General features: G+C 49.4%; 28 protein-coding genes. 13 read left to right on the top strand and 15 right to left on the bottom strand.

What is annotated here, in order from left to right; all coding sequences use genetic code 11:
* Positions 1-5: 5 nt before the first annotated feature.
* Genes yeaY through FEK42_RS03345 form a run of 3 tightly spaced genes read right to left on the bottom strand, consistent with a single transcriptional unit; the run spans position 6 to position 3,289 of the window.
* On the bottom strand, positions 6-587 hold the full coding sequence (gene yeaY, locus FEK42_RS03355) for a Slp family lipoprotein YeaY (RefSeq protein WP_130218769.1): 582 nt from the start codon (positions 585-587) through the stop codon (positions 6-8).
* Positions 588-625: 38 nt separating this feature from the next.
* A complete protein-coding gene (gene tsaB / locus FEK42_RS03350) occupies positions 626-1,321 on the bottom strand; it encodes a tRNA (adenosine(37)-N6)-threonylcarbamoyltransferase complex dimerization subunit type 1 TsaB (RefSeq protein ID WP_130208422.1) in 696 nt (231 codons plus the stop codon).
* 57 nt (positions 1,322-1,378) lie between these two features.
* Entirely contained in the window at positions 1,379-3,289 is a 1,911-nt protein-coding gene (locus FEK42_RS03345; protein WP_130208424.1) for an ATP-dependent DNA helicase, read from the bottom strand.
* Positions 3,290-3,420: 131 nt separating this feature from the next.
* On the opposite strand from FEK42_RS03345, the gene FEK42_RS03340 reads away from it, so the two are divergent.
* Positions 3,421-3,765, top strand: a complete 345-nt coding sequence (locus FEK42_RS03340) for a RidA family protein (protein ID WP_010376144.1) — start codon at positions 3,421-3,423, stop codon at positions 3,763-3,765.
* Positions 3,766-4,198: 433 nt separating this feature from the next.
* Entirely contained in the window at positions 4,199-4,498 is a 300-nt protein-coding gene (locus FEK42_RS03335; RefSeq protein WP_135407035.1) for a DUF1889 family protein, read from the top strand.
* A gap of 124 nt (positions 4,499-4,622) precedes the next feature.
* Here the strand turns inward: FEK42_RS03335 and FEK42_RS03330 are convergent, their stop codons facing one another.
* Both FEK42_RS03330 and FEK42_RS03325 read right to left on the bottom strand, forming a co-directional pair.
* On the bottom strand, positions 4,623-4,775 hold the full coding sequence (locus FEK42_RS03330; protein WP_240731140.1) for a hypothetical protein: 153 nt from the start codon (positions 4,773-4,775) through the stop codon (positions 4,623-4,625).
* 6 nt (positions 4,776-4,781) lie between these two features.
* Positions 4,782-4,961, bottom strand: a complete 180-nt coding sequence (locus FEK42_RS03325) for a YoaH family protein (RefSeq protein ID WP_130218763.1) — start codon at positions 4,959-4,961, stop codon at positions 4,782-4,784.
* Between the two features lie 73 nt (positions 4,962-5,034).
* Between FEK42_RS03325 and pabB the strand changes: the two genes are divergently transcribed.
* From pabB to FEK42_RS03305, 4 genes are all read left to right on the top strand, one after another.
* Positions 5,035-6,396 (top strand): aminodeoxychorismate synthase component 1, encoded by a 1,362-nt coding sequence (gene pabB / locus FEK42_RS03320; RefSeq protein ID WP_135492708.1) that lies wholly within the window; start codon positions 5,035-5,037, stop codon positions 6,394-6,396.
* Between the two features lie 3 nt (positions 6,397-6,399).
* Entirely contained in the window at positions 6,400-6,978 is a 579-nt protein-coding gene (locus FEK42_RS03315; protein WP_135492709.1) for a CoA pyrophosphatase, read from the top strand.
* A gap of 183 nt (positions 6,979-7,161) precedes the next feature.
* Entirely contained in the window at positions 7,162-8,526 is a 1,365-nt protein-coding gene (gene sdaA / locus FEK42_RS03310) for an L-serine ammonia-lyase (RefSeq protein ID WP_135492710.1), read from the top strand.
* Positions 8,527-8,656: 130 nt separating this feature from the next.
* Positions 8,657-10,255, top strand: a complete 1,599-nt coding sequence (locus FEK42_RS03305; RefSeq protein ID WP_130259894.1) for a cyclic diguanylate phosphodiesterase — start codon at positions 8,657-8,659, stop codon at positions 10,253-10,255.
* A gap of 3 nt (positions 10,256-10,258) precedes the next feature.
* Here FEK42_RS03305 and yoaE read toward each other — a convergent pair whose 3' ends face one another.
* Both yoaE and FEK42_RS23170 read right to left on the bottom strand, forming a co-directional pair.
* The gene (gene yoaE, locus FEK42_RS03300; RefSeq protein ID WP_130259895.1) at positions 10,259-11,815 is read right to left on the bottom strand and encodes a CNNM family cation transport protein YoaE; all 1,557 of its coding nucleotides are present in this window, start codon (positions 11,813-11,815) and stop codon (positions 10,259-10,261) included.
* Positions 11,803-11,961: a hypothetical protein gene (locus FEK42_RS23170; RefSeq protein ID WP_276320326.1), complete on the bottom strand. Its 159-nt coding sequence runs from the start codon at positions 11,959-11,961 to the stop codon at positions 11,803-11,805. The genes yoaE and FEK42_RS23170 overlap by 13 nt, the downstream gene beginning before the upstream one ends.
* A 315-nt stretch (positions 11,962-12,276) precedes the next feature.
* Here FEK42_RS23170 and manX point away from each other — a divergent pair, with 315 nt between their 5' ends.
* The 5 genes from manX to mntP all read left to right on the top strand — a co-directional run bounded on the left by manX (position 12,277) and on the right by mntP (position 16,471).
* Positions 12,277-13,248, top strand: a complete 972-nt coding sequence (manX, locus tag FEK42_RS03295; protein ID WP_130223509.1) for a PTS mannose transporter subunit IIAB — start codon at positions 12,277-12,279, stop codon at positions 13,246-13,248.
* Between the two features lie 62 nt (positions 13,249-13,310).
* A complete protein-coding gene (manY, locus tag FEK42_RS03290; RefSeq protein ID WP_064529241.1) occupies positions 13,311-14,111 on the top strand; it encodes a PTS mannose transporter subunit IIC in 801 nt (266 codons plus the stop codon).
* 12 nt (positions 14,112-14,123) lie between these two features.
* Complete coding sequence (gene manZ, locus FEK42_RS03285) at positions 14,124-14,975, top strand: PTS mannose transporter subunit IID (protein ID WP_130208438.1); 852 nt, start codon at positions 14,124-14,126, stop codon at positions 14,973-14,975.
* A 54-nt stretch (positions 14,976-15,029) separates the two neighbouring features.
* The gene (locus FEK42_RS03280) at positions 15,030-15,488 is read left to right on the top strand and encodes a DUF986 family protein (RefSeq protein WP_135492711.1); all 459 of its coding nucleotides are present in this window, start codon (positions 15,030-15,032) and stop codon (positions 15,486-15,488) included.
* Between the two features lie 416 nt (positions 15,489-15,904).
* Positions 15,905-16,471, top strand: a complete 567-nt coding sequence (mntP, locus tag FEK42_RS03275) for a manganese efflux pump MntP (protein WP_001353153.1) — start codon at positions 15,905-15,907, stop codon at positions 16,469-16,471.
* On the opposite strand, the gene rlmA is transcribed toward mntP, so the two are convergent.
* From rlmA to mgrB, 5 genes are all read right to left on the bottom strand, one after another.
* Positions 16,468-17,277 (bottom strand): 23S rRNA (guanine(745)-N(1))-methyltransferase, encoded by an 810-nt coding sequence (rlmA, locus tag FEK42_RS03270; protein ID WP_135492712.1) that lies wholly within the window; start codon positions 17,275-17,277, stop codon positions 16,468-16,470. The two genes, mntP and rlmA, sit on opposite strands and share 4 nt — an antisense overlap.
* A 166-nt stretch (positions 17,278-17,443) precedes the next feature.
* On the bottom strand, positions 17,444-17,653 hold the full coding sequence (gene cspE / locus FEK42_RS03265) for a transcription antiterminator/RNA stability regulator CspE (RefSeq protein ID WP_001062678.1): 210 nt from the start codon (positions 17,651-17,653) through the stop codon (positions 17,444-17,446).
* A 39-nt stretch (positions 17,654-17,692) separates the two neighbouring features.
* The gene (locus FEK42_RS03260; RefSeq protein WP_064529246.1) at positions 17,693-17,809 is read right to left on the bottom strand and encodes a DUF2627 domain-containing protein; all 117 of its coding nucleotides are present in this window, start codon (positions 17,807-17,809) and stop codon (positions 17,693-17,695) included.
* A gap of 666 nt (positions 17,810-18,475) precedes the next feature.
* Entirely contained in the window at positions 18,476-18,763 is a 288-nt protein-coding gene (locus FEK42_RS03255) for a YebO family protein (protein ID WP_130208447.1), read from the bottom strand.
* Between the two features lie 74 nt (positions 18,764-18,837).
* Positions 18,838-18,981, bottom strand: a complete 144-nt coding sequence (gene mgrB, locus FEK42_RS03250; protein ID WP_130208449.1) for a PhoP/PhoQ regulator MgrB — start codon at positions 18,979-18,981, stop codon at positions 18,838-18,840.
* Between the two features lie 156 nt (positions 18,982-19,137).
* On the opposite strand from mgrB, the gene FEK42_RS03245 reads away from it, so the two are divergent.
* Positions 19,138-19,377, top strand: a complete 240-nt coding sequence (locus tag FEK42_RS03245) for a YobH family protein (RefSeq protein ID WP_130208729.1) — start codon at positions 19,138-19,140, stop codon at positions 19,375-19,377.
* A gap of 146 nt (positions 19,378-19,523) precedes the next feature.
* Here the strand turns inward: FEK42_RS03245 and kdgR are convergent, their stop codons facing one another.
* The gene (kdgR, locus tag FEK42_RS03240) at positions 19,524-20,315 is read right to left on the bottom strand and encodes a DNA-binding transcriptional regulator KdgR (protein WP_096849880.1); all 792 of its coding nucleotides are present in this window, start codon (positions 20,313-20,315) and stop codon (positions 19,524-19,526) included.
* Between the two features lie 176 nt (positions 20,316-20,491).
* On the opposite strand from kdgR, the gene FEK42_RS03235 reads away from it, so the two are divergent.
* Positions 20,492-21,865 carry an MFS transporter gene (locus FEK42_RS03235; RefSeq protein ID WP_130208451.1) on the top strand — a complete coding sequence of 458 codons (1,374 nt, stop codon included), beginning with the start codon at positions 20,492-20,494 and terminating at the stop codon, positions 21,863-21,865.
* Between the two features lie 48 nt (positions 21,866-21,913).
* Here FEK42_RS03235 and htpX read toward each other — a convergent pair whose 3' ends face one another.
* Both htpX and prc read right to left on the bottom strand, forming a co-directional pair.
* Complete coding sequence (gene htpX / locus FEK42_RS03230; RefSeq protein ID WP_000984517.1) at positions 21,914-22,795, bottom strand: protease HtpX; 882 nt, start codon at positions 22,793-22,795, stop codon at positions 21,914-21,916.
* A gap of 191 nt (positions 22,796-22,986) precedes the next feature.
* On the bottom strand, positions 22,987-25,035 hold the full coding sequence (gene prc, locus FEK42_RS03225) for a carboxy terminal-processing peptidase (protein ID WP_130208453.1): 2,049 nt from the start codon (positions 25,033-25,035) through the stop codon (positions 22,987-22,989).
* Positions 25,036-25,043: the final 8 nt, after the last annotated feature.

Raw genomic sequence — 25,043 nt, 5'->3', positions numbered from 1 at the left:
AGCAATTATTCAGTTACAACTGTTTGTACTCTCGCGGGGCCGGGATTATACCAGCCCCATCCGCCGTAGCCATAGGGCCAGCCTCGCCCACCATAAAACCAGGGATCAATCGGCTGTGGCGGCATAATCACCTGCTGGGTTAAATGCCAACGTTTGTAACCCGTTGCCTGCATTACCATAAATTTATATGGCGTGTTGCCAATTTTTCCGTCAACCGTACCGGTGATTGGCCCGACAACTGTCACCAGCTGGCCTCGGAAATCGACCGGATCAAGAAAACCATTCACATCGGCATAAATGCGCCCACGCGACGGTTCTCCCAGCGTCGGTCTTGCTCCGCTGTCGAGTGGTACAGTGGCAATTTCCAGGCGGGTTTTCCCTTGCTGGTTTTGCACCGCAACCACTTTACCGCCAAATCGCGCTTCCTGACCAACGTACAGCTGCGGCGCATTCATCACCCGAACTAAATCTTGTTGCGGCGTTGGGCTACTGCCTTTAATGGCGTCCGGCACAGTGACACAACCGCTCAGTATTAGCGCAAACGTACCTGCCAGTATGCCTTTGATAACATTGTTTTGAACCGCCATGATGCGACTCCTTTTTTCTCAGGGCATACTCTTAAGATTCATTCTTTGCCCGGAAGTTTCTTCCACGCGACGTTGTTACGCAAATAAACCGGCTCGGCATGTTCCACCGCCACCGTTTTACCCTCGGCAAACATCTGACAGGCAATCGGCAGCATATCTTCTGCAGCGGGCAGTAACACTTCGCCATCGCGCAAAACCAGACCGCTCTCTTTACCGAGATCCGGCCAGGCTTGCCAGCCTGTACCCACGGTCGCCCATTCACCGGAAAGCTGTTGCATCCGTTCATGAACGAGTTCTGGTTTGAGTACGGCTTCGGTTTCTTCACCGTGCCAGACACCGTTTTCATCACGCTGATATTCGGCCCAGTAAACTTCGCCCATTCGCGCGTCAATGGCTGCCAGCACGCGGGTTGCGCCGTTTTTGCGCCACGCCCCTTGCGCCATCGTCATTAGCGTGGAGACGCCAATCATCGGTAGCTCCGCACCAAGTGCCAGCCCTTGCGCGATGCCAATACCGATGCGTACGCCGGTGAAACTACCGGGGCCGCGCCCGTAAGCCAGAGCGTTAATGTCAGTCAGGGAGGTTCCGCTGGCGGTCAGGATATCCTGCACCATCGGTAAAATTCGTTGAGTATGTTCACGTGGGCAAAGCTCGAAATGAGCATTGACAGTACCGTCGTTCCACAGGGCGACAGAGCAGGCCTCTGTCGCGGTATCGATAGCCAGAATTCGCATGGGTCTTCGTGCTTAGATCAATAAAAAGGCGCGCATCATACCATACTCCATCACAAATTACCTGGAGGATGGTATCGCAAGGAAACGAACCGCACGGGCAATATCACGGGTACGCGGCGCGGGCGGCAGGCTGGCAAGGAAAGTGGCGCCATAAGGGCGCATCACCAACCGATTGTCGCAAATCACCAGCACGCCGCGATCGTCGGCGTCGCGAATCAGTCGCCCTACTCCCTGTTTGAGAGTAATGACGGCATCTGGTAGTTGCACTTCATCGAACGGGTCACCACCACGCAAACGGCAATCTTCCATGCGCGCTTTTAACAGTGGATCATCCGGCGAGGTAAACGGTAATTTGTCGATAATCACCAATGACAATGTATCGCCACGCACGTCCACCCCTTCCCAGAAGCTGCTGGTTGCCACAAGAAGCGCGTTACCGGCACTGACAAATTGCTGCAACAATTGCCCTTTGCTGGTTTCCCCCTGCAACAATACGGGAAGCGTCATGGTGGCGCGGAACTGCTCAGCCAGATCGCGCATCATGGCGTGCGAGGTGCAAAGCATAAAACAACGACCGTTGTTGGCTTCGATGATCGGTCGCAGCATTGCTGCCAGTTGCCGTGCGGAACCTGGTTGATTGGTTTGCGGCAGGTTGCGCGGCACACAGAGTAACGCCTGGCGGCTGTAATCAAAGGGGCTTGGCAACAGCAACGACTCGGCCTGTTCGATGCCAAGCCGCGAGGTGAAATGATGCAGATCGTCATTCACCGACAACGTTGCCGAGGTAAAGATCCAGCTTCCGGGCTTTTGCGCCATTAGCTCTTTAAATTTATCCGCCACGCTGAGCGGCGTGAGCGCCAGAGTAAAATGGCGCGAAGTGCATTCGTACCAGTAGCTGTAGCCTGGTTGGTTGATCTCTTTCAACCGCTTCAGACGTGTACGATATAACGTGGCGCGTTCAAATGCCGCATCCAGCAAGGCGGAACGCCCCAAAGACAGTTTCGCCACGTCGTAACAGAGTTCAAGGGTGTCATCGAGCAGTAAAAACGCCCGCTGAATTTGTGGGTTGGCTAACAGTTCGCGCAGATTACCGCGATAACCTGGCTCGCCGAGTTGCAGACGAAAATCCTGCGCGCTCTGGGCAAGACGGTCGGCGCATTTTTGTAACTGTTGAGTGTCTTTTAATTCGGTGCGATAGGCGATGGTGATGTCTTTTGCCAGATCGAGCAGTTGTCGGCTGGAGAGCGACTGTCCAAAGTACTGGCTGGCAATGTCCGGCAGCTGGTGGGCTTCGTCGAAGATCATCACGTCTGCTTCCGGGATCAACTCGCCAAATCCACTTTCTTTAACCACCATATCCGCCAGAAACAGATGATGGTTCACCACAACCACATCAGCATCCATCGCTTTTTTACGCGCTTTGACCACAAAGCAATCTTTATACATCGGGCAGTCGCTGCCAAGACAGTTGTCGTTGGTGCTGGTGACCAGCGGCCACGCCTGCGAGTCTTCCGCCACGCTAACGCAGGTGCTGATATCGCCATCTACCGTCTGATTTGACCATGAACGCAGGAGGATCACATCGCTTAAGGTTTGTACTGGCAAATCTCCGCCCGCCAGTGCCTGCTGTTCCAGTCGTTCGAGGCAGAGGTAGTTTGAGCGCCCTTTCAGCAACGCCACGTTGCCAGTGTATTTCAGCGCCTTTGCCACCGTCGGCAAATCGCGGCTGTAGAGCTGATCCTGCAACGCTTTTGAGCCAGTTGAGATTATGACTTTCTTTTTCGCCCGCAGTGCAGGAGCAAGGTAGGCATAGGTTTTACCCGTACCGGTTCCCGCTTCCACCACCAGCGGCTGGCTTTTTTCTATCGCCTGGGTCACAGCGACTGCCATCTGTCGCTGTGGTTCACGCGGCTTAAAACCAGGTATCGCTTTCGCCAGTTGACCGTCTGGTGCAAAATCGTCCGTCACACTACCCCCTGTTGATTTGAACAGGGATTATGTCAGGCCAGGCTGGTTTTCGCCAGTTGAAGTGGTGACGGCAACCTCACATTGTGGCAGTCTTTGCAGCACAAAAATGTAAAGTTAATGAGGACATAATGATGACTATCGTTCGTATCGACGCTGAAGCCCGCTGGTCTGATGTGGTGATCCACAACAACACGCTCTACTACACTGGCGTACCAGAAAACCTCGATGCCGATGCTTTTGAACAAACCGCCAACACGCTGGCGCAAATTGACGCCGTGCTGGAAAAACAGGGCAGCAATAAATCGAGCATTCTGGATGCCACCATTTTCCTTGCCGATAAAAACGACTTTGCGGCAATGAATAAAGCATGGGATGCCTGGGTTGTAGCGGGTCACGCGCCGGTGCGCTGCACGGTGCAGGCGGGGCTGATGAATCCGCAGTACAAGGTTGAAATTAAGATTATCGCTGCGGTTTAATTCCTGAAAAAGAATTCTATCAAAGTAAAAATCAGACGATAATTGTTCGAAAATACTGGTCGGTTATAAACAAATCGGCCAGTGTTTAAGAGGATACTTTAGATAAATAATGAAATCCGTCAGGTAACTTATTTTTATGATTTCAACTGCATCTATACAAAAATGATATTAATCACCCAAATTAAACCATTCTGTTAACTCCCCGAGCCGTTTACTCTGACTTTTCTGCCCTTAACAATCTGGCTGGAGCGCGGCGATTTACCGTTAATTTTTTGCCATATCACTAGAAAACCCGCCATGACCTGCTACCTTTAAAATACCTGAATGTCAACAGGTTAACTAATGAGATATCGTTATAATCCCTTTGATATTAGATGCAATTTAAGGTCATATATAGCCTTATCAAAAACGTGGTTAATTTAAGGACAAGAATATGCCTGCTGCAATAGATAAAGCCCTGGATTTCATTAGTGCCATGGATGTATCAGCATCAACACCAAGCTCGATGAATGAAAGTACGGCGAAAGGAATATTTAAATATTTGCATGACCTGGGAGTCCCCGCGAGTACCGCCGATATTACTGCGCGAGCTGAACAGGAAGGCTGGAATCCTGGATTCACGGAAAAAATGGTGGGATGGGCAAAAAAGATGGATTCTGACGAACGCGTGGTGATTAAAAACCCTGAATACTTCTCGTCTTATATGCAGGAAGAACTTAAAGCCCTTGTGTGAGTTAAAACTCCAGCTTTAAAAATCAATCCGGACGCTTTCATTGACCTCAGAAAAGCGTCCTTTTTTCTCGTCATCATAAACACAGCCAAAATTAATCAACAGATATGGCCCCGTGATTTTTGTTTCAACACAGCGGACCATTGTCATAACGCGCGCCGTCCAGGCACATACCGTCAAAAATGGCACGATGTAAGTTCATGCCGGAAAAATCCCAGCCGATGAGGCTATCCGTATCAAGATACAGGACGTCATCCGTGACGAAATCGATACGGATCATTTTGTGTTACTCGTCTTCATCCTCAAAACGCGCCACTATTTGCTCGCCGGTATGGTTGGCGCGCAGCTCTTCTGCCACCAGCGCGATGGCCTGACCACTGCTCATCCCCTGTGCCATCAGTTCCTGAATACGCTCAACGGCTTTTTGCTGCTGTTCATGGGTGAGTGAAGGTAAACCTGCAAACATTGTTAACTCCTGCTAAATTGTTGGCGCTAATTATTTCATGCTACCCGGCACATAGCCAGTAGAGTCAGGACTGATGAAGACGTTATCTCCCGCTGTGATTACTTTACCCTGGCGTCAGGACGCCGCTGAATTTTATTTTGCCCGCTTAAGCCACCTGCCGTGGGCGATGTTGTTGCACTCCGGCTACGCCGACCATCCGCATAGTCGCTTTGATATTGTGGTGGCTGACCCCGTTTGCACTTTAACCACTCACGATAATGAAACCCGGGTATGTGAAGGAGAAATCCGCACAACGACCACTGACGATCCGCTCAAAGTGCTCCAGCAGGCACTGGACCGTGCAAACATTCACCCGTCGCATAATGGTGATTTGCCATTTCAGGGCGGCGCGCTTGGACTGTTTGGCTACGATCTGGGCCGCCGTTTTGAGTCACTGCCGGAAGTGGCGCTGAGAGATATCGACCTGCCTGATATGGCGGTTGGTATCTACGACTGGGCGCTGATCGTCGATCACCAGCGCCAGCGTATTTCGCTACTCAGCCATCGTGATATCAATGCTCGTCTGGCGTGGCTGGACAGCCAGCAAATAGCACCACAGCAAGATTTCCAGTTAACATCTGCCTGGCAATCCAATATGAACCGCGAGCAGTATGGCGAGAAATTTCGCCAGGTACAGGAATATCTGCACAGCGGCGATTGCTATCAGGTGAATCTCGCCCAGCGTTTTCACGCGACCTATTCTGGCGATGAATGGCAGGCGTTCGTTCAGCTTAATCAGGCCAACCGCGCACCGTTCAGTGCCTTCCTGCATCTGGAACAAGGTGTGATTTTAAGCCTTTCACCAGAACGGTTTATTCTTTGTGATGGTGGTGAGATCCAGACCCGCCCGATTAAAGGCACACTCCCACGCTTGTCCGATCCTCAGGAAGATAGCAAACAAGCTGAAAAACTGGCGAACTCACCGAAAGATCGCGCCGAAAACCTGATGATTGTCGATTTAATGCGCAACGACATCGGTCGCGTTGCTGTACCAGGCTCAGTAAAAGTGCCTGAACTGTTTGTTGTAGAACCCTTCCCTGCCGTGCATCATCTGGTCAGCACCATAACGGCACGCTTGCCAGAGCAGTTGCATGCCAGCGATCTGCTGCGCGCGGCTTTTCCCGGAGGCTCAATCACCGGCGCGCCGAAAGTGCGGGCAATGGAGATTATTGATGAACTGGAACCGCAGCGACGCAATGCCTGGTGCGGCAGCATTGGCTATTTAAGCTTCTGCGGCAATATGGATACCAGCATCACCATCCGCACGCTAACGGCGGTTAACGGGCAGATTTACTGTTCCGCTGGTGGCGGCATCGTTGCTGATAGCCAGGAAGAAGCGGAATATCAGGAAACTTTTGATAAAGTTAATCGTATCCTGAAGCAACTGGAGAAGTAAGACGTGGAATACCGTGGCCTGACGCTTGATGATTTTTTATCGCGATTTCAACTATTGCGTCCGCAAATTAACCGGGAAACCTTAAATCATCGTCAGGCTGCCGTGTTAATCCCCATCGTCCGCCGACCGCAACCGGGCTTGCTGCTGACTCAGCGTTCCATTCATCTGCGCAAACATGCTGGACAAGTCGCATTCCCTGGAGGTGCAGTCGATGACACGGACGCGTCAGTTATCGCCGCTGCGCTGCGTGAAGCCGAAGAAGAGGTCGCCATACCGCCTTCAGCCGTTGAGGTTATCGGCGTGTTACCCCCTGTCGATAGCGTAACGGGCTACCAGGTCACCCCCGTGGTCGGCATTATCCCGCCTGATTTACCGTATCGCGCCAGTGAAGATGAAGTCTCCGCAGTATTTGAAATGCCGCTCGCCCAGGCGTTACATTTGGGCCGTTATCATCCTTTGGATATCTACCGCCGTGGCGATTCGCATCGGGTATGGTTTTCCTGGTACGAACAGTATTTTGTATGGGGAATGACCGCAGGCATAATTCGTGAACTGGCGCTGCAAATTGGTGTGAAACCCTGACTATACTTATCTTTACATCTACAAAACACTACTTGAGACAATCATCGCAATATTAGTTAAATCGCGGTTTTTGATTAGTTTAATTCATGTGAATAGTTAAGCCTGTCGCCGCGTTCCCTCTTACACTATGCGCTGTTATTCGTTCGTTACTGGAAGTCCAGTCACCTTGTCAGGAGTATTATCGTGATTAGTCTATTCGACATGTTTAAGGTGGGGATTGGTCCCTCATCTTCCCATACTGTAGGGCCTATGAAGGCGGGTAAACAGTTCGTCGATGATCTGGTCGAAAAAGGCTTACTGGATAGCGTTACCCGCGTTGCCGTGGACGTTTATGGTTCACTGTCGCTGACGGGTAAAGGCCACCACACCGATATCGCCATTATTATGGGTCTTGCAGGTAACGAACCTGCCACCGTGGATATCGACAGTATTCCCGGTTTTATTCGCGACGTAGAAAAGCGCGAACGTCTGTTGCTGGCACAGGGACGGCATGAAGTGGATTTCCCACGCGACAACGGGATGCGTTTTCATAACGGTAACCTGCCGCTGCATGAAAACGGGATGCAGATCCACGCTTATAACGGCGATGAAGTCGTCTACAGCAAAACTTATTATTCCATCGGCGGCGGTTTTATCGTCGATGAAGAACATTTTGGTCACGATGCCGCCAACGAAGTCAGTGTGCCGTATCCGTTTAAATCCGCCACCGAGCTGCTGGCATACTGTAATGAAACCGGTTATTCCCTTTCCGGTCTGGCAATGCAGAACGAACTGGCGCTGCACAGTAAGAAAGAGATCGACGAGTATTTCGCTCATGTCTGGCAAACCATGCAGGCATGTATCGATCGTGGGATGAACACCGAAGGCGTATTGCCTGGCCCGCTGCGTGTTCCGCGCCGTGCGTCTGCCCTGCGCCGTATGCTGGTTTCCAGCGATAAACTGTCTAACGATCCGATGAATGTCATCGACTGGGTAAACATGTTTGCGCTGGCAGTTAACGAAGAAAACGCAGCGGGGGGGCGTGTGGTAACTGCACCGACTAACGGTGCTTGCGGCATCGTTCCGGCAGTGCTGGCATACTATGACCACTTTATTGAATCGGTCAGCCCTGATATTTATACCCGCTACTTTATGGCGGCCGGAGCGATTGGCGCACTGTACAAAATGAACGCGTCTATTTCCGGTGCGGAAGTCGGTTGCCAGGGCGAAGTGGGCGTTGCCTGTTCAATGGCTGCGGCGGGTCTTGCAGAACTGTTGGGCGGTAGCCCTGAACAGGTTTGCGTGGCGGCGGAAATTGGCATGGAACACAACCTTGGTCTGACTTGCGACCCGGTTGCGGGTCAGGTTCAGGTTCCGTGCATTGAACGTAACGCCATTGCATCAGTGAAGGCGATTAACGCCGCGCGGATGGCTCTGCGTCGTACTAGTGCACCACGCGTCTCACTGGATAAAGTCATCGAAACGATGTACGAAACAGGAAAGGATATGAACGCTAAATATCGCGAAACCTCACGCGGTGGTCTGGCGATTAAAGTCCAGTGTGACTAATACTTTATCCTCGCCCATCTGCAACGGATGGGCGAATTTATCCTCGCTTTCTCGTCTGCTGTAATTTTCCCCACTACACTTCCACTGTTGCGTCAGGCGTTTGTCGCCATACGCTTACCGGGTGGCCCGCATGCAAAAAGCACAACGGATCATTAAAACCTATCGCCGTAATCGAATGATTGTTTGTACGATTTGCGCACTCTTTACGTTTGTGGCAACACTGAGCGTGCGATTTATTTCACAGCGGAACTTAAATCAGCAGCGGGTAGTGCTCTTTGCCAATCACGCCGTTGAGGAATTAGACAAAGTCCTGCTTCCACTTCAGGCGGGTAACAACGTACTGCTTCCCCTGATTGGACTCCCCTGCTCAGTCGCCCATCTCCCCTTACGCAAACAGGCGGCAAAACTGCAAACTGTACGGTCAATTGGCCTGGTGCAAGACGGCACGCTTTATTGTTCCAGCATTTTTGGTTATCGCAATGTTCCTGCTGAAGATATCCAGGCTGATTTACCCGCGCCGCAGCCCCTTTTACGCTTAACTACCGACCGCGTATTAATTAAAGACAGCCCGGTATTGATTCAGTGGACACCTTTACCGGGCAATGGTCGAGATGGTGTGATGGAGATGATCAACATCGACCTGTTGATGGCAATGTTGCTGGAGCCGCAATTACCGCAAATAAGAACGGCCAGCCTGACGGTAGCCGATCGCCATTTACTCTATGATGATGGTCTGGTTGATTCTTTACCTCCGCTTAATGGCAATGAACGTTACCAGGTTTCATCGCAGAATTTTCCTTTTATCATCAGCGTTAGTGGACCTGGTGCGACAGCCCTGGCGTTGCAATATCTTCCCAGCCAGTTTCCACTAGCGGTACTGTTGAGTTTACTGGTGGGGTACATCGCATGGTTGGCCACGGCCCATAGAATGAGCTTTTCACGCGAGATAAATCTCGGGCTGGCGCAGCGCGAATTTGAGTTATTTTGTCAGCCCCTGCTCAATGCACGCTCGCAGCAATGTATTGGTGTAGAGATATTGCTGCGCTGGAATAATCCGCGTCAGGGATGGATCTCGCCGGATGTTTTTATCCCCATTGCGGAAGAACATCACCTTATAGTGCCGCTTACCCGTTATGTGATGATGGAAACCATCCGTCAACTCCACGTTTTTCCAATGAGCAGCCAGTTCCACATCGGCATTAACGTCGCCCCCAGCCATTTTCGCCGTGGCGTATTGTTAAAAGATCTCAATCGTTACTGGTTTAGTGCTAACCCGATTCAGCCACTAATCCTCGAAATTACCGAGCGCGATGCCTTACTGGATGTTGATTATCGGATTGCCCGCGAACTGCATCGTAAAAACGTCAAACTGGCGATTGATGACTTCGGCACCGGCAACAGTTCGTTTTCCTGGCTGGAAACGTTACGTCCTGACGTGCTGAAAATTGATAAGTCATTTACCGCAGCTATCGGTTCTGACGCGGTTAACTCAACGGTGACCGATATCATCATCGCGCTAGGGCAAAGACTGAATATTGAACTGGTGGCAGAAGGTGTGGAAACGCAAGAACAAGCGAAGTATTTGCGCCGTCATGGCGTGCATATTTTACAAGGGTATTTGTACGCGCAGCCCATGCCGCTGCGTGATTTCCCGAAATGGCTGGCGGGCAGCCAACCGCCGCCCACCCGGCATAATGGGCGCATCACACCCATTATACCGTTACGTTAACGCTTACTCGTCTTCATCGTGCGCCGGTTGCTCTTTAACAATGCGAACCAGATCAACACGATAATCATTGGCTTCTACGATGGTGATATGCAGCGGTCCAACATCGATCACGTCGCCTGCGCGAGGAATGTGACCATTTGCCGAAATTACCAGACCTGCAACCGTCGCAATATCATCATCATCGGTAAGGTGCTCAACATCAAGCGCCTGCTGTAAGGCATGTAAGTCTGTACCACCTTTTACCAGCCAACCGTCGCCATCGATAACAATTTCCGGCGTTTCATCTGCATCAGGGAACTCACCAGCAATGGCTTCCAGTACATCCAGCGGCGTAACCAGACCTTGCACCACACCAAACTCGTTGGTGACGATAACAAAACTACCGCGAGCACGACGCAACACGCCCAGCAGGTTGATCGGGTCGAGGGTTTCCGGAACGATTATCGCCGGAGAAGCCGAAGCAATTGCCGTCACGTCGACACCGACTTCCAGTGCCACCAGCAGTTCTTTGGCACGCACGATACCGATGATTTCATCCAGCTCACCACGACACACCGGAAACAGGCTGTGCGGTGAAGAAAGCAGTTGCTGGCGGATTTCATCAACGCCAAGGTTAGCATCTACCCAACTGATCTCACCGCGTGGCGTCATAATGCCGCGCAGAGAGCGTGACGCCAAAGTCAGTACGCCGTTAATCATATAACGCTCTTCTTCGGCAAAGGCACCTTCTGGAACCGGAATTGGCACCGGGTTATCAGCATCGTGTTGAATATTTGCCTGACGTTTACCCCCCATCAAACGCAGAATGGCATCGGCGGTACGCGCACGCAGCGGTAAAGTCGACTGATGGCGAATAAAGTTACGCCGCGCAATCTGGTTAAACACTTCGATGATGATCGAGAAACCAATTGCTGCATACAGGTAGCCTTTTGGAATATGGAAACCAAAACCTTCAGCTACGAGGCTCAGACCAATCATCAACAGGAAGCTCAAACAGAGCACTACAACTGTTGGATGCTGGTTAACGAATCGCGTCAGCGGTTTCGATGCCAGCAACATAACTGCCATCGCAATCACTACCGCAGCCATCATTACCGGTAGATGGTTGACCATCCCTACGGCAGTAATCACTGCATCCAGCGAGAAGACAGCGTCAAGGATGACAATCTGTGTGACGACCACCCAGAAACTGGCATAACCTTTACTGTGACCAGAGTCATGATCGCGGTTTTCCAGCCGCTCATGCAACTCGGTTGTCGCTTTGAACAGCAAGAATATCCCCCCGAACAGCATAATCAGATCGCGCCCGGAGAAAGAAAAATCCATTACGGTAAATAGTGGTTTGGTCAGCGTGACCATCCATGAAATCAGCGATAACAGCCCCAGGCGCATAATCAACGCCAGTGACAGCCCCAACAAACGCGCTTTATCACGTTGTTTCGGCGGCAGTTTATCGGCAAGGATGGCGATAAAAACCAGGTTATCGATACCCAGCACGATTTCAAGGACGACAAGCGTGAGCAGCCCCGCCCAAATCGAGGGATCCATTAAGAATTCCATGACAAGCTCCTGCTTAAGGAATAGCTAATCGGCGCCAGAAATAATGCAGGCGAAACGAGAAAATACAAACAAAAGGTACGGCAAAAAATGCCAGGAAGGCAGGCGCTATATGGCCTGATGCTGAAGTGACGTCGGTGACGATCCATACTGCGGGCTGCAGCCCTATACTCCTTGGTTGTTAAACGGGAGTTAAACATATCAGAGAGATCTCTGATTTGGCAAAGATTTACCTTCCTTTGCAAATGAATGTGACAACATTTTTTACTCTTTCGGAATTTTGTCAATTCAAAGTTAATTTACGGATCTTCATCACATAAAATATTTTTTTCGATATCTAAAATAAATCGCGAGGCACAGGGGGTTTCTGGTTGTAGCCCTTATCTGAATCGATTCGATTGTGGACGACGATTCAAAAATACATCTGGCACGTTGAGATGTTAACAATAATAAGGAGGTAGCAAGTGACCATTGCTATTGTTATAGGCACACATGGTTGGGCTGCAGAGCAGTTGCTTAAAACGGCAGAGATGCTGTTAGGCGAGCAGGAAAACGTTGGCTGGATCGATTTTGTTCCTGGCGAAAATGCCGAAACGCTAATCGAAAAGTACAACGCTCAGTTGGCAAAACTCGACACCACTAAAGGCGTGCTGTTTCTCGTTGATACATGGGGAGGCAGTCCGTTCAATGCTGCCAGCCGCATTGTCGTCGACAAAGAGCATTATGAAGTGATCGCAGGCGTTAACATTCCAATGTTAGTGGAAACGTTAATGGCTCGTGATGATGACCCAAGCTTTGACGAACTGGTAGCACTGGCCGTAGAAACAGGCCGCGAAGGTGTGAAAGCACTGAAAGCGAAACCAGTTGAAAAAGCAGCACCTGCCCCCGCCGCAGCGGCACCGAAAGCGGCTCCTGCACCGGCAAAACCGATGGGACCAAACGACTATATGGTAATTGGCCTCGCGCGTATCGACGATCGTTTGATTCACGGTCAGGTTGCTACCCGCTGGACCAAAGAAACTAATGTCTCCCGTATCATCGTAGTTAGTGACGAAGTGGCTGCGGATACCGTTCGTAAGACACTGCTCACCCAGGTTGCACCTCCCGGCGTAACAGCGCATGTAGTTGATGTCGCCAAAATGATTCGCGTCTACAACAACCCGAAATATGCGGGCGAACGCGTGATGCTGTTATTTACCAACCCGACAGATGTTGAGCGTCTCGTTGAAGGCGGCGTGAAAATCACCTCAGTCAACGTCGGTGGTATGGCATTCCGTCAGGGCAAAACTCAGGTGAATAACGCGGTTTCGGTTGATGAAAAAGATATCGAAGCGTTCAAGAAACTGAATGCGCGCGGTATCGAGCTGGAAGTCCGTAAGGTTTCCACCGACCAGAAACTGAAAATGATGGATCTGATCAGCAAAATCGATAAGTAACGTATTGTGTTGATTATCACTCAGTTTTCACACTTAAGTCTTACGTAAACAGGAGAAGTACAATGGAGATTACCGCTCTTCAAATTGTGCTGGTATTTATCGTAGCCTGTATCGCAGGTATGGGATCAATCCTCGATGAATTTCAGTTTCACCGTCCGCTAATCGCGTGTACCCTGGTGGGTATCGTTCTTGGGGATATGAAAACCGGTATTATTATCGGTGGTACCCTTGAAATGATCGCGCTGGGTTGGATGAACATCGGTGCCGCTGTTGCACCTGACGCCGCCCTGGCTTCTATTATTTCTACCATTCTGGTTATTGCTGGTCATCAGAGCATCGGTGCCGGTATCGCGCTGGCAATCCCTCTGGCAGCAGCAGGCCAGGTGCTGACCATTATCGTTCGTACTATTACCGTTGCCTTCCAGCACGCTGCGGATAAAGCAGCTGAAAACGGTAACCTGACGGCGATTTCATGGATCCACGTTTCGTCTCTGTTCCTGCAAGCTATGCGTGTGGCTATTCCGGCCGTTATCGTTGCGCTTTCTGTTGGTACCAGTGAAGTTCAAAACATGCTGAACGCCATTCCGGAAGTGGTGACCAATGGTCTGAACATTGCCGGTGGCATGATCGTGGTAGTTGGTTATGCGATGGTTATCAACATGATGCGTGCTGGCTACCTGATGCCGTTCTTCTACCTCGGCTTCGTAACCGCAGCATTCACCAACTTTAACCTGGTTGCTCTGGGTGTCATCGGTACCGTTATGGCGGTGCTCTACATTCAGCTGAGCCCGAAATATAACCGTGTCGCCGGTGCGCCAGTTCAGGCTGCTGGTAACAACGATCTCGACAACGAACTGGACTAACAGGTGAGCGAAATGGTTGATACAACTCAAACTACCACTGAGAAAAAACTCACTAAGAGTGATATTCGTGGCGTCTTCCTGCGTTCTAACCTCTTCCAGGGTTCATGGAACTTCGAGCGTATGCAGGCGCTGGGCTTCTGCTTCTCTATGGTGCCGGCGATTCGTCGCCTCTACCCGGAAAATAACGATGCCCGTAAACAGGCGATTAAACGTCACCTCGAATTCTTTAACACCCAACCGTTCGTGGCGGCGCCAATTCTGGGCGTAACCCTGGCGCTGGAAGAACAGCGTGCTAACGGTGCAGAGATCGACGATGGTGCAATCAACGGTATCAAAGTAGGTCTGATGGGTCCGCTGGCAGGTGTAGGCGACCCAATCTTCTGGGGTACGGTACGTCCGGTATTTGCAGCTCTGGGCGCCGGTATCGCGATGAGCGGCAGCCTGTTAGGTCCGTTGCTGTTCTTTATCCTGTTTAACCTGGTACGTCTGGCAACGCGTTACTACGGCGTAGCATATGGTTACTCCAAGGGCATCGATATCGTTAAAGATATGGGCGGCGGCTTCCTGCAAAAACTGACGGAAGGGGCGTCTATTCTCGGCCTGTTTGTCATGGGGGCATTGGTTAACAAGTGGACACATGTCAATATCCCGCTGGTCGTCTCACGCATCACTGACCAGACGGGTAAAGAGCACGTTACCACTGTACAGACCATTCTTGACCAGTTAATGCCGGGCCTGGTACCGCTGCTGCTGACCTTCGCCTGTATGTGGCTGCTGCGCAAAAAAGTGAACCCGCTGTGGATCATCGTTGGCTTCTTCGTCATCGGTATCGCTGGTTACGCTTGCGGCCTGCTTGGACTGTAAGACTGTTGTACACTACCGGGGCCTTTTGGCCCCGTTTTTTTATCTGGAGGATTAATGACAATCACGGAACTGGTGCTGATTCTGTTCATCGCCGCACTGCTTGCCTTTGCGATATACGATCAGTTCATTATGCCCCGCCGCAATGGCCCCACCCTGCTGGCAATTCCTTTGCTGCGGCGCGGTCGCATCGACAGCGTTATCTTCGTCGGGCTGATTGTCATTCTTATCTACAATAATGTGACCAGTCATGGCGCACAAATTACCACCTGGTTATTAAGTGCTCTGGCGCTGATGGGTTTTTATATATTCTGGATCCGCGTTCCGAAGATCATCTTTAAACAGAAAGGTTTTTTCTTCGCCAATGTCTGGATTGAATATAGCCGGATAAAAGCAATAAACTTATCGGAAGATGGTGTCCTGGTTATGCAATTAGAACAGCGTCGGTTGTTAATCCGCGTTCGAAATATCGACGATCTGGAAAAGATTTATAAACTTCTTGTTTCAACTCAATAGGTTATATCTTTAGCCAAAGCTATGTTAAGTGTGTTTTTAATAACCAGACATAGCTTAGGCTATATTATCTCTTCGATCATTTGTTATTTATTTTAACGTTTCATTTATATATAAATCTAAATGAAAATCGTTATCAATGAAGTAATGAAATAATATATTCCAACAGTTGTTTTATATTCTCAAAATATGTTAAGGTTGCGCCCTCATTTGGGGAGTAGCCGATTTCCAGACTCCGGAAATGTACGTGTCAACATACTCGTTGCAAAACGTGGCACGTACGGACTGAACATTTTCAGTCAGGCGAGACCATATGCACATCAATCGCTATGCCTGCATGAGCGCCTCTTGTCGTTCATGTGTGCATGTTTGCGGGGGGCGAAGATGTGTTTTATGGATACCCCGGTCAGGACGTTGTCATGAATATCACTGCTACTGTTCTTCTTGCGTTTGGTATGTCGATGGATGCATTTGCTGCATCAATCGGTAAAGGTGCCACCCTCCATAAACCGAAATTTTCTGAAGCGTTGCGAACCGGCCTTATTTTTGGTGCCGTCGAAACCCTGACGCCGCTGATCGGCTGGGGTATGGGCATGTTAGCCAGCCGCTTTGTCCTCGAATGGAACCACTGGATTGCGTTTGTGCTGCTGATATTCCTCGGCGGGCGAATGATTATTGAGGGTTTTCGTGGCGCAGATGATGAAGATGAAGAACCGCGCCGTCGACACGGTTTCTGGCTACTGGTAACCACCGCGATTGCCACCAGCCTGGATGCCATGGCTGTTGGCGTAGGTCTTGCCTTCCTGCAGGTCAACATTATCGCGACCGCATTGGCCATTGGTTGTGCAACCTTGATTATGTCGACATTAGGGATGATGGTTGGTCGCTTTATCGGCTCAATTATTGGGAAAAAAGCGGAAATTCTCGGCGGGCTGGTACTGATCGGCATCGGCGTCCAGATCCTCTGGACGCACTACCACGGTTAATTTGTTCGCTGCCAGAGGTGAATATTAAAGTCCGTCTGGCAGTCGAATACTTCTTTTGCCGCCAACGTTTGCCAGACATCAGGCTTCGCACACCAGGCAAACGGCGTCATCTGCAACAATGCAACAGCTTCATCGCCGCGAAGACGCATCGGATACCGCAGTTCATCACTCTGCTGTAATGCAAAACCTTCCAGTTGTTCAGTATGGGGGGCATGCAGAAGTACTTCGTCGTAAATCAGCCCTTTCAACTCCATTAAATGTCGTGGCCCTGGAGTAACGGTAATTACCCACCCTCCTGGTTTGACGATACGCGCTAACTCTTCTGCTTTACATGGCGCGTAGATGCGAATAATGGCATCCATACTGGCATCGGCAAAAGGCAGACGGTGGCTGGAAGCGACACAAAAGGTAACCTGCTTATAGCGTTTCGCCGCAGCTTTAATTGCGACCTTAGAGACATCAAGACCAAAGGTTGTCACTACTGGCAAGGCATCGGCAAAAGCATGAGTGTAATACCCTTCCCCACAGCCAATATCCAGTACCGCTGTTGCGTGCTCATTAAGACATCCACGCAATTGAGCGACTATCGCATCACGAAGCGGCTGGTAATGACCGGCATCTAAAAACGCACGTCGCGCCTGCATCATTTCCGCGCAGTCTCCCGGATCGCGGGATCGTTTATATTGAACGGGTAGCAGATTGACATATCCCTCTTTCGCCATATCAAATTGATGCCGCTGCGGACAGATATAGCTATTTTTTTCAAGAGATAGAAGCTGGTGGCAAAGTGGACAGGAAAACGACATGAAAACTCCGGCGGGATACTAAATGCCGCAAGTGTAACGCGAATCGCGCTGCGGGCAAATATTCGAAGGTCGTAAGCGAGCATTAAACAAAGTAAAAAGCCTCGCTTTTCGACGAGGCTTTATAGCGAGATTGAAGTGCGTTAACACTTCAGATCAGTGAATTCGATCAGATAGCGGTTACGTTAACAGCTGCCGGACCTTTCTGGCCGTCCTGAATTTCGAACTCAACGTTCTGGCCTTCGGCCAGAGTTTTGAAGCCATTACCCTGGATAGCGGAGAAGTGTACGAACACATCTTTGCTGCCATCAGCCGGAGTAATGAAGCCAAAACCTTTAGACTCGTTGAACCACTTAACCTGACCTTTAATCTTTGCCATTTGAAAAATTCCTTAGATTGTTTTCTTCGCCCGCAGGCATTACAGAGATAAAACTGACACATTACTGCTTGAGGCACTAATATAAGGTTCGGCAGAGAAGCGGTATTCAACGACAACGTGTTTACTCAGGACTTCTTTACTGAAAATGCCACACATAAACAGAACTGTACCTCGTTTAACCCAAAGCTGTTATCACATACAACGTTAATTATGGCAAGCCATTTTTAAACATGTCTCGATCAGCTGCACAAATCTCGATGCGCCTTCCACTTTTTTTGCACATTTATGCAACGAACTGCGTGTCGATATATCGAGACACTTAAGCATACCAGTACAAACAGATGCCTGAACTGATGTGGTTTCTAACATAGTTCAATAAGTTCTAATCTTCCAGTTCAGAAATAAAATTTAATTCCACAATGTGTGTGATATCACTTTTTATACTATGTAATGATAAAGTGTTATATAACTTTATCTCATAAAACAGTCAGTTAACAACATACATAGATGCAATGCCGATGCCATATTCAAAGCATGTTAATAATGTAAAATAAGAAAAAATGATGAATGATAAAAAAAATGAGAAGAGAAACGTTTCGCTTATAAACAATGCTGTAATTAATCAATATTCCGATGCAAACATCCCAATCAGCAAGTATAAAAAATAACTTTTTCTGATGTCAAAATAAATGAATAAATAACAGAGAAAATAATCAAAATCCAATAAAGGATTAATTTTAATCAATTGCATCATTATAGTGCATGTAAGAATGATGAGATGAGTAACCCATCAACACAGGGTTACTCAAATTGCAGGAAGGATTACCGTTCTGCTACCAGACGAATAATATCTTCATCTTCACCCGTTTTTTGGTTCTCAGTAACCTTTTCATCGGCTTTTTCAGGTTCGTTAGCTTCGCACAAGCGGCGTAACAGTACATTCTGCCGTTTTTGCTGATCCAGCAATGCCTCAAGCAGTTCAATCTGTTCGTTAGTCCGGGAACTGGCACGGTTGATGAAAAACCACAAGATGAGCCCAATAATAAGAACTACTACCGATACGACCAAAGACGCAATGTTCATCACGCCTGAATTTACAACTTCGTTCATTTAACCACCTCTAAGTAGAGGCGCCATTTTACCACTGCTACGCAGGAAGGAAATCTACTGATGAAAAAATGATATCACCATGGGATGAACTGATTGATGGCACAAATTCCGCTGAAAAATTGCACATCCTGATCGCACATTATGTTGAATACCTGCATCCATAGCAGCAAGAAAGCCAGCACAGCGGCAACCAGAACGACCCATCGAAACTTTTTCACTCCAATCTCCGTTTAACCTATCTTCTGCCTTTAAACTATCATGCGTTAGTTAAACAACGTCTAACCATGTCGATATTCGTGCTTTTTCGGAATGATACGCTTGCTTCAGTCCATATTGCCGCTACGATTAAGCAAACAAAAAGAGAAGAGGTCGTAATGCGATTCATCATTCGCACAATTATCTTGATAGCACTGGTATGGACAGGATTATTACTCAGCGGATATGGCGTTCTGATTGGAAGCAAGGAAAATGCTGCCGGGTTAGGGCTGCAATGCACATATCTCACCGCCCGAAGCACAAGCACGGTGCAATATCTTCATACTAAAAGTGGATTTTTGGGGATTACAGATTGCCCGCTGCTACGTAAAAGCAATATCGTCGTCGATAATGATTGATAGATAACGGTACAAATATCCACATCAAAACTAATGGATATAAAGTACTTTCATCTTCTGCTCGAACGATATCACTATTAACATTATTTAATCCACGCTAAATGAAGAACCTGTCTGAATTTTATGCAGACAGGTTCTTATTTTAATCAGAATGGATAGTCGTGATACCCCATTTGTGCGGATATCTTGCGCGCTGCCGTATGCAACATAGCCACATACTCCTGCAAACGTTCTTCAGAAAAACGCAGCGTCGGGAAGGAAATACTCAAGCCGGCAATCACCACGCCAAAGCGGTCAAACACCGGAACGGCGATGCAGCGCAGCCCTTCTTCCTGCTCTTCGTTATCTTCGCCGTATCCCTGCTCACGGACCTGATCTAACACGGGTAATAACGCCTCTGTGCTAGTGATGGTCCGATCGGTGCTGCGTTTATATTCCACGCCCTCAAGAATTTGCTTCACTTCATCGCGATCGCGCCATGCCAGCAGCACCTTACCAATCGCAGTGCTGTACAGCGGATTACGACGGCCAATCCGTGAATACATGCGCAAATTGTACATAGAGTCAATTTTGTGGATGTAAACGATACTGTCTTCATCCAGTGCGCCAAGATGAATGGTTTCTTTGGTCAAACGGGAGATCTCACGCATCTGGATATCAGCACTGCGAATAAGATCGACGTTTTGTAGCGCACGAGCGCCCAGCTCAAATAATTTCAGGGTCAGAGAGTATTTCTCCGACTCCCCTTCCTGCGCGACATAGCCCAAGGTTTTCATGGTCTGTAAAAAGCGATAAACGGTGCTTTTTGACATCATGACGCGCTGTGAAAGCTCGGTTATCCCTATTTCGCGCTCTTCGCCCAGCGCCTGCAAAATGCCAAAAACCTTCAGTACGGAAGATACAGAATCAGGTTGTTTATCCAGATCTGCGTTAGCCATTTATCACCTCATTGCGAGTGTTTTATAAAAATCAGAACTGTTTTTTATTATAATTTCGCGCCAGGGTGGTCGCAATCCATCTTTTGCCGGTTAGTTACAATTCTGCGACATTCACCGTGAATATCAGTGCTAAAATCATACCCCTGTTGATTATTACCAAAAGATATAAAATTCCTATGCCAAAAGTTCAGGCCGATGGCCTGCCGTTGCCTCAGCGGTACGGCGCAATATTAACCATTATTATTGGTATTTCGATGGCGGTTCTCGACGGCGCTATCGCTAATGTCGCCTTGCCAACCATTGCAACCGATCTCCACGCCACACCAGCCAGTTCCATCTGGGTGGTGAATGCCTACCAAATCGCGATTGTTATCTCCTTACTCTCGTTCTCTTTTTTGGGCGATATGTTTGGCTATCGACGAATTTATAAATTCGGTCTGGTGGTTTTTCTGCTCTCATCGTTGTTCTGCGCTCTTTCTGATTCACTGCAAATGCTAACCCTGGCGCGTGTAATACAAGGTTTTGGCGGCGCGGCGTTAATGAGCGTCAATACTGCACTCATCCGCTTAATCTACCCACAACGTTTTCTGGGGCGAGGGATGGGAATTAACTCTTTTATCGTCGCCGTCTCCTCCGCTGCCGGGCCGACGATCGCCGCCGCAATCCTTTCAATTGCGTCCTGGAAGTGGTTATTTTTAATTAATGTACCGTTGGGTATTATCGCCCTACTCCTGGCAATGCGTTTTCTGCCGCCAAATGGTTCTCGTGCCAGTAAGCCGCGGTTTGACCTGCCCAGCGCCGTGATGAATGCGCTGACATTTGGCCTGCTTATTACTGCCTTGAGTGGTTTTGCTCAGGGGCAATCACTGACGCTGATCGGTGCTGAACTGGCGGTAATGATTATTGTTGGTATTTTCTTTATTCGCCGCCAGCTTTCCCTTCCTGTTCCATTGCTACCGGTGGATTTACTGCGTATTCCGCTGTTTACACTATCAATTTGTACCTCCATTTGTTCTTTCTGCGCGCAAATGCTGGCGATGGTTTCCCTGCCTTTTTATCTGCAAACCGTACTTGGACGTAGTGAAGTTGAGACAGGTTTGCTCCTGACCCCGTGGCCGTTGGCAACGATGGTAATGGCTCCGCTGGCTGGTTATTTGATAGAGCGCGTCCATGCAGGATTGCTTGGTGCTTTAGGGCTGTTCATCATGGCCGCGGGACTTTTTTCTCTGGTCCTGTTGCCAGCTTCGCCTGCCGATATCAATATCATCTGGCCGATGATCTTATGCGGTGCAGGCTTTGGGTTATTCCAGTCCCCCAATAATCACACCATTATTACCTCCGCCCCGCGTGAGCGTAGCGGTGGTGCCAGTGGAATGTTGGGTACAGCGCGTCTGCTTGGTCAGAGTAGCGGTGCAGCTCTGGTGGCGCTGATGTTGAATCAGTTTGGTGATAATGGTACGCACGTCTCGCTGACGGCTGCGGCTATTCTGGCAGTGATCGCCGCCTGTGTCAGTGGTTTACGCATTACCCAACCGCGCGCACAAGGCTAAAAAAAAAGCGCGTCAACCAAGACGCGCTTTTTTATAATTTACTGCAAATTACTTCAGGTATTCACCGGTACGCAGGGCTTCAATACGTTTATCCAGCGGCGGGTGAGTCATGAACAGCTCACTCAGCGATTTGGACTTACCATTGATACAAAAAGCCATCATGCTGGTTGCTTCCTGCGGCTCATAGCTGGTTTTCAGACGCTGCAGCGCAGCAATCATTTTTTCACGACCAACCAGTTTGGCTGAACCTGCATCGGCATGGAATTCACGGTGACGCGAGAACCACATGGTGATAATGCTCGCCAGAATACCAAATACCAGCTCCAGCACCGTCGCAACCGCAAAGTAGATCAGCGGGTTGCCGTTGCTCTCTTCACCTTCATCACGGTTACCGCCCATAAAGCCCGCGGCAAGCTGCGCCAGAATACGTGAAATAAAGATAACGAAGGTGTTTACCACGCCCTGAATCAGCGTCATGGTAACCATGTCACCATTCGCAATGTGGCTAATTTCGTGGGCAATTACCGCCTCGGCTTCATCCGGGCTCATGTTCTGCAGCAAACCGGTGCTGACAGCAACCAGAGAGGCATCACGACGAGCACCTGTCGCAAAGGCGTTGATATCCGGCGCATGGTAGATAGCTACTTGCGGCATAGCAATCCCCGCCTGACGGGCCTGGGTTGCTACAGTATTGACCAGCCAACGTTCCCTTTCGTTACGCGGTTGCTCGATCACTTCCCCGCCAACAGATCGTAATGCCATCCATTTGGACATCAGAAGCGAAACGAAGGAACCACCAAAACCGAACAGCAAGGCCATAATCATCAGCCCCTGAACGCTGCTCGACTGTATCCCTGTCAGGCTCAGTACCAGCCCGAAAACGACCATGACGGCCAGGTTCGTTAGCAGGAAGAGCGCGATTCGCATCATAATTTTCTTTTTACCTCAGTTTAACAAAACGCAATATGCGATACCCACATCGTATGGGTTACGCGACTATTTTCAAGTCTGGATAGAGCGTAAGTCACCAGAAAGACACAACTTTACATTTTGTAGCATCTGATTTACGGCATCTTGCCACTGTTAAAAAATCAGGCACAATTTCTTGTGCCTGATTGATGTTACTTGACGGGAGCGGGCTGTTCCGCTGGTCTGGATTTTTCCAGCTTCGCCAGATCGAGTGCGATATTCACTGTCTCGTCCAGATACGGATCTGGCTCCTTGTAATCTTTTGGCAAATCATCCAGTTTCTTCAACTCCGGTTTGCCTTCGCGTTTAAAGCGATCGTTCAAGCGCGCCAGACGCATCGCATCATCTTCATTGTTCTCTTTCTCACGCACAGCGTAATTCAGAGAAACAATATTGCGTTTGTCCTTCATGGCATTGAAACGAGCAATATCCTTCATGATGTTCTGGAATTCAGGATCCTTCGCGATGCGCGCATTATGTTCCTTCAGCAATTCCGGCTCAAACGCCGATAAATCGCCTGATTTCACATAGGTTGCAGCATCAATGCTATCCCACGGCAGCGCGTTATCTTCGAATTTCTCTCCCGTTTCCGTCTCTTCATTGCCTGTCGGCATGATGATATCCGGCGTCACGCCCTTACGTTGGGTACTGCCACCGTTAACGCGATAGAATTTCTGGATTGTATACTGCACTGACCCCAGCGCCGGCCATTCAGGACGTAACATCTGATCGTAGATACGATTCAGAGAACGATACTGCTGGACAGTGCCTTTGCCGAATGTTGGTTCGCCCACAACCAGCGCGCGACCGTAATCCTGCATCGCGGCGGCAAAGATTTCTGAAGCCGAAGCACTGAATCGGTCAACCAATACCACAAGCGGGCCTTTATAGAACACCTGGCCGTCGGTATCACTGTCCTCGCGGACTTTACCATTGTTATCACGGACCTGAACAATCGGACCGGAAGGAATGAACAAACCAGAGAGCGATACTGCCTCGGTCAGCGCCCCGCCGCCATTGCTACGCAGGTCGATGACGACGCTGCTGACATTCTGTTTTTCCAGCTTCTGCAACTGAACTTTGACATCGTCTGTCAAGCCAACATAGAAGCCTGGAATATCCAGTACGCCCACTTTTTCTTTGCCGACGGTCTTCACGGACATTTTAACTGCGCGGTCTTCCAGACGAATGCGTTCACGCGTCAGTGTTACCGTACGGGTTTTAGTCCCTTTACCGGCAGGTAAAATTTCTAAACGAACTTTACTGCCTTTCGGCCCTTTGATTAAGGCAACGACATCATCAAGACGCCAGCCAATCACGTCAACCATCGGCTTGCCGGTTTGACCAACACCGACAATTTTGTCACCAACGCTGATAGCTTTACTCTTCGCTGCCGGGCCACCTGCCACCATCGAATTGATAACGGTGTAGTCATCATCCATTTGCAGCACCGCTCCAATACCTTCCAACGACAAGCTCATTTCAGTATTGAACTGTTCGGTATTACGCGGGGAAAGGTAGTTGGTATGCGGATCAATTTCGCGCGCAAACGCCGTCATTGCCAGCGAGAACACATCTTCGCTGTTAGTTTGCGCCAGACGGCGAATGGCAAATTTGTAGCGCCGAGTCAGGGTTTCACGAATTTCTTTATCCGTTTTTCCTGTCAGCTTCAGACTTAACTCGTCGAATTTGACTTTGCTGTCCCACAGCGCGTTCAACTCGGCCTCGTTTTTCGGCCAGGGCGCTTTGCTGCGGTCCAGGTTATAAGTGTCGTTGCCGGTAAAATCCATCGGTTTTTCCAGTACCGATAAGGCGTACTGGTAACGTTCAAAACGGCGTTTTTGCGCCAGATTGTAAAGATCGTAGAAAACGTCAAGTTTACCGGAGCGCAGTTCATCGCCCAGCTCATTTTTCTTTTTCGCGAACTGTTCAACATCGCTTGCCAGCAGCACATTGTGGCTGTAATCAAGCAGGTTCAGGTAGCGGTCAAAGATTTTGGCCGAGAATGCCTGATCGAGGTCGAACTGGCGATAATGGGAGCGGGTAAAGCGCGACGTTACGCGCTCACTCACCGTCGCATGCTGCGTCTCTTCCTTTAATACCGGAATCTGATCAGCACGCGTAATATCTTCTACTGCGAAGGTCTGGCCTGCTATTGCAAGCAGGCCAGCTAACGCGGTAAGCCTAAAAAACATGTTCATGCCTGGCC

It is taken from the genome of Escherichia sp. E2748 (assembly GCF_005781125.1).
Lineage (GTDB): Bacteria > Pseudomonadota > Gammaproteobacteria > Enterobacterales > Enterobacteriaceae > Escherichia.
Note: the sequence above shows the minus strand (reverse complement) of the source record. Positions and strands in the feature narration are given on the sequence as shown.

Excerpts from the sequence above, each read along its gene's own strand:
- FEK42_RS03260 (WP_064529246.1), bottom strand. The coding sequence starts at position 17,809 with ATGTGTGGCATTTTCAGTAAAGAAGTCCTGAGTAAACACGTTGTCGTT.
- yoaE (WP_130259895.1), bottom strand. The coding sequence starts at position 11,815 with ATGGAATTCTTAATGGATCCCTCGATTTGGGCGGGGCTGCTCACGCTT.
- FEK42_RS23170 (WP_276320326.1), bottom strand. The coding sequence starts at position 11,961 with ATGGATCGTCACCGACGTCACTTCAGCATCAGGCCATATAGCGCCTGC.
- cspE (WP_001062678.1), bottom strand. The coding sequence starts at position 17,653 with ATGGCAAAGATTAAAGGTCAGGTTAAGTGGTTCAACGAGTCTAAAGGT.
- pabB (WP_135492708.1), top strand. The coding sequence starts at position 5,035 with ATGAAGACGTTATCTCCCGCTGTGATTACTTTACCCTGGCGTCAGGAC.
- FEK42_RS03280 (WP_135492711.1), top strand. The coding sequence starts at position 15,030 with ATGACAATCACGGAACTGGTGCTGATTCTGTTCATCGCCGCACTGCTT.
- manY (WP_064529241.1), top strand. The coding sequence starts at position 13,311 with ATGGAGATTACCGCTCTTCAAATTGTGCTGGTATTTATCGTAGCCTGT.
- mntP (WP_001353153.1), top strand. The coding sequence starts at position 15,905 with ATGAATATCACTGCTACTGTTCTTCTTGCGTTTGGTATGTCGATGGAT.
- rlmA (WP_135492712.1), bottom strand. The coding sequence starts at position 17,277 with ATGTCGTTTTCCTGTCCACTTTGCCACCAGCTTCTATCTCTTGAAAAA.
- prc (WP_130208453.1), bottom strand. The coding sequence starts at position 25,035 with ATGAACATGTTTTTTAGGCTTACCGCGTTAGCTGGCCTGCTTGCAATA.
- kdgR (WP_096849880.1), bottom strand. The coding sequence starts at position 20,315 with ATGGCTAACGCAGATCTGGATAAACAACCTGATTCTGTATCTTCCGTA.
- FEK42_RS03330 (WP_240731140.1), bottom strand. The coding sequence starts at position 4,775 with ATGATCCGTATCGATTTCGTCACGGATGACGTCCTGTATCTTGATACG.
- manZ (WP_130208438.1), top strand. The coding sequence starts at position 14,124 with ATGGTTGATACAACTCAAACTACCACTGAGAAAAAACTCACTAAGAGT.
- yeaY (WP_130218769.1), bottom strand. The coding sequence starts at position 587 with ATGGCGGTTCAAAACAATGTTATCAAAGGCATACTGGCAGGTACGTTT.
- FEK42_RS03305 (WP_130259894.1), top strand. The coding sequence starts at position 8,657 with ATGCAAAAAGCACAACGGATCATTAAAACCTATCGCCGTAATCGAATG.
- FEK42_RS03245 (WP_130208729.1), top strand. The coding sequence starts at position 19,138 with ATGCGATTCATCATTCGCACAATTATCTTGATAGCACTGGTATGGACA.
- FEK42_RS03335 (WP_135407035.1), top strand. The coding sequence starts at position 4,199 with ATGCCTGCTGCAATAGATAAAGCCCTGGATTTCATTAGTGCCATGGAT.
- htpX (WP_000984517.1), bottom strand. The coding sequence starts at position 22,795 with ATGATGCGAATCGCGCTCTTCCTGCTAACGAACCTGGCCGTCATGGTC.
- FEK42_RS03340 (WP_010376144.1), top strand. The coding sequence starts at position 3,421 with ATGACTATCGTTCGTATCGACGCTGAAGCCCGCTGGTCTGATGTGGTG.
- FEK42_RS03325 (WP_130218763.1), bottom strand. The coding sequence starts at position 4,961 with ATGTTTGCAGGTTTACCTTCACTCACCCATGAACAGCAGCAAAAAGCC.
- FEK42_RS03255 (WP_130208447.1), bottom strand. The coding sequence starts at position 18,763 with ATGAACGAAGTTGTAAATTCAGGCGTGATGAACATTGCGTCTTTGGTC.
- FEK42_RS03235 (WP_130208451.1), top strand. The coding sequence starts at position 20,492 with ATGCCAAAAGTTCAGGCCGATGGCCTGCCGTTGCCTCAGCGGTACGGC.
- tsaB (WP_130208422.1), bottom strand. The coding sequence starts at position 1,321 with ATGCGAATTCTGGCTATCGATACCGCGACAGAGGCCTGCTCTGTCGCC.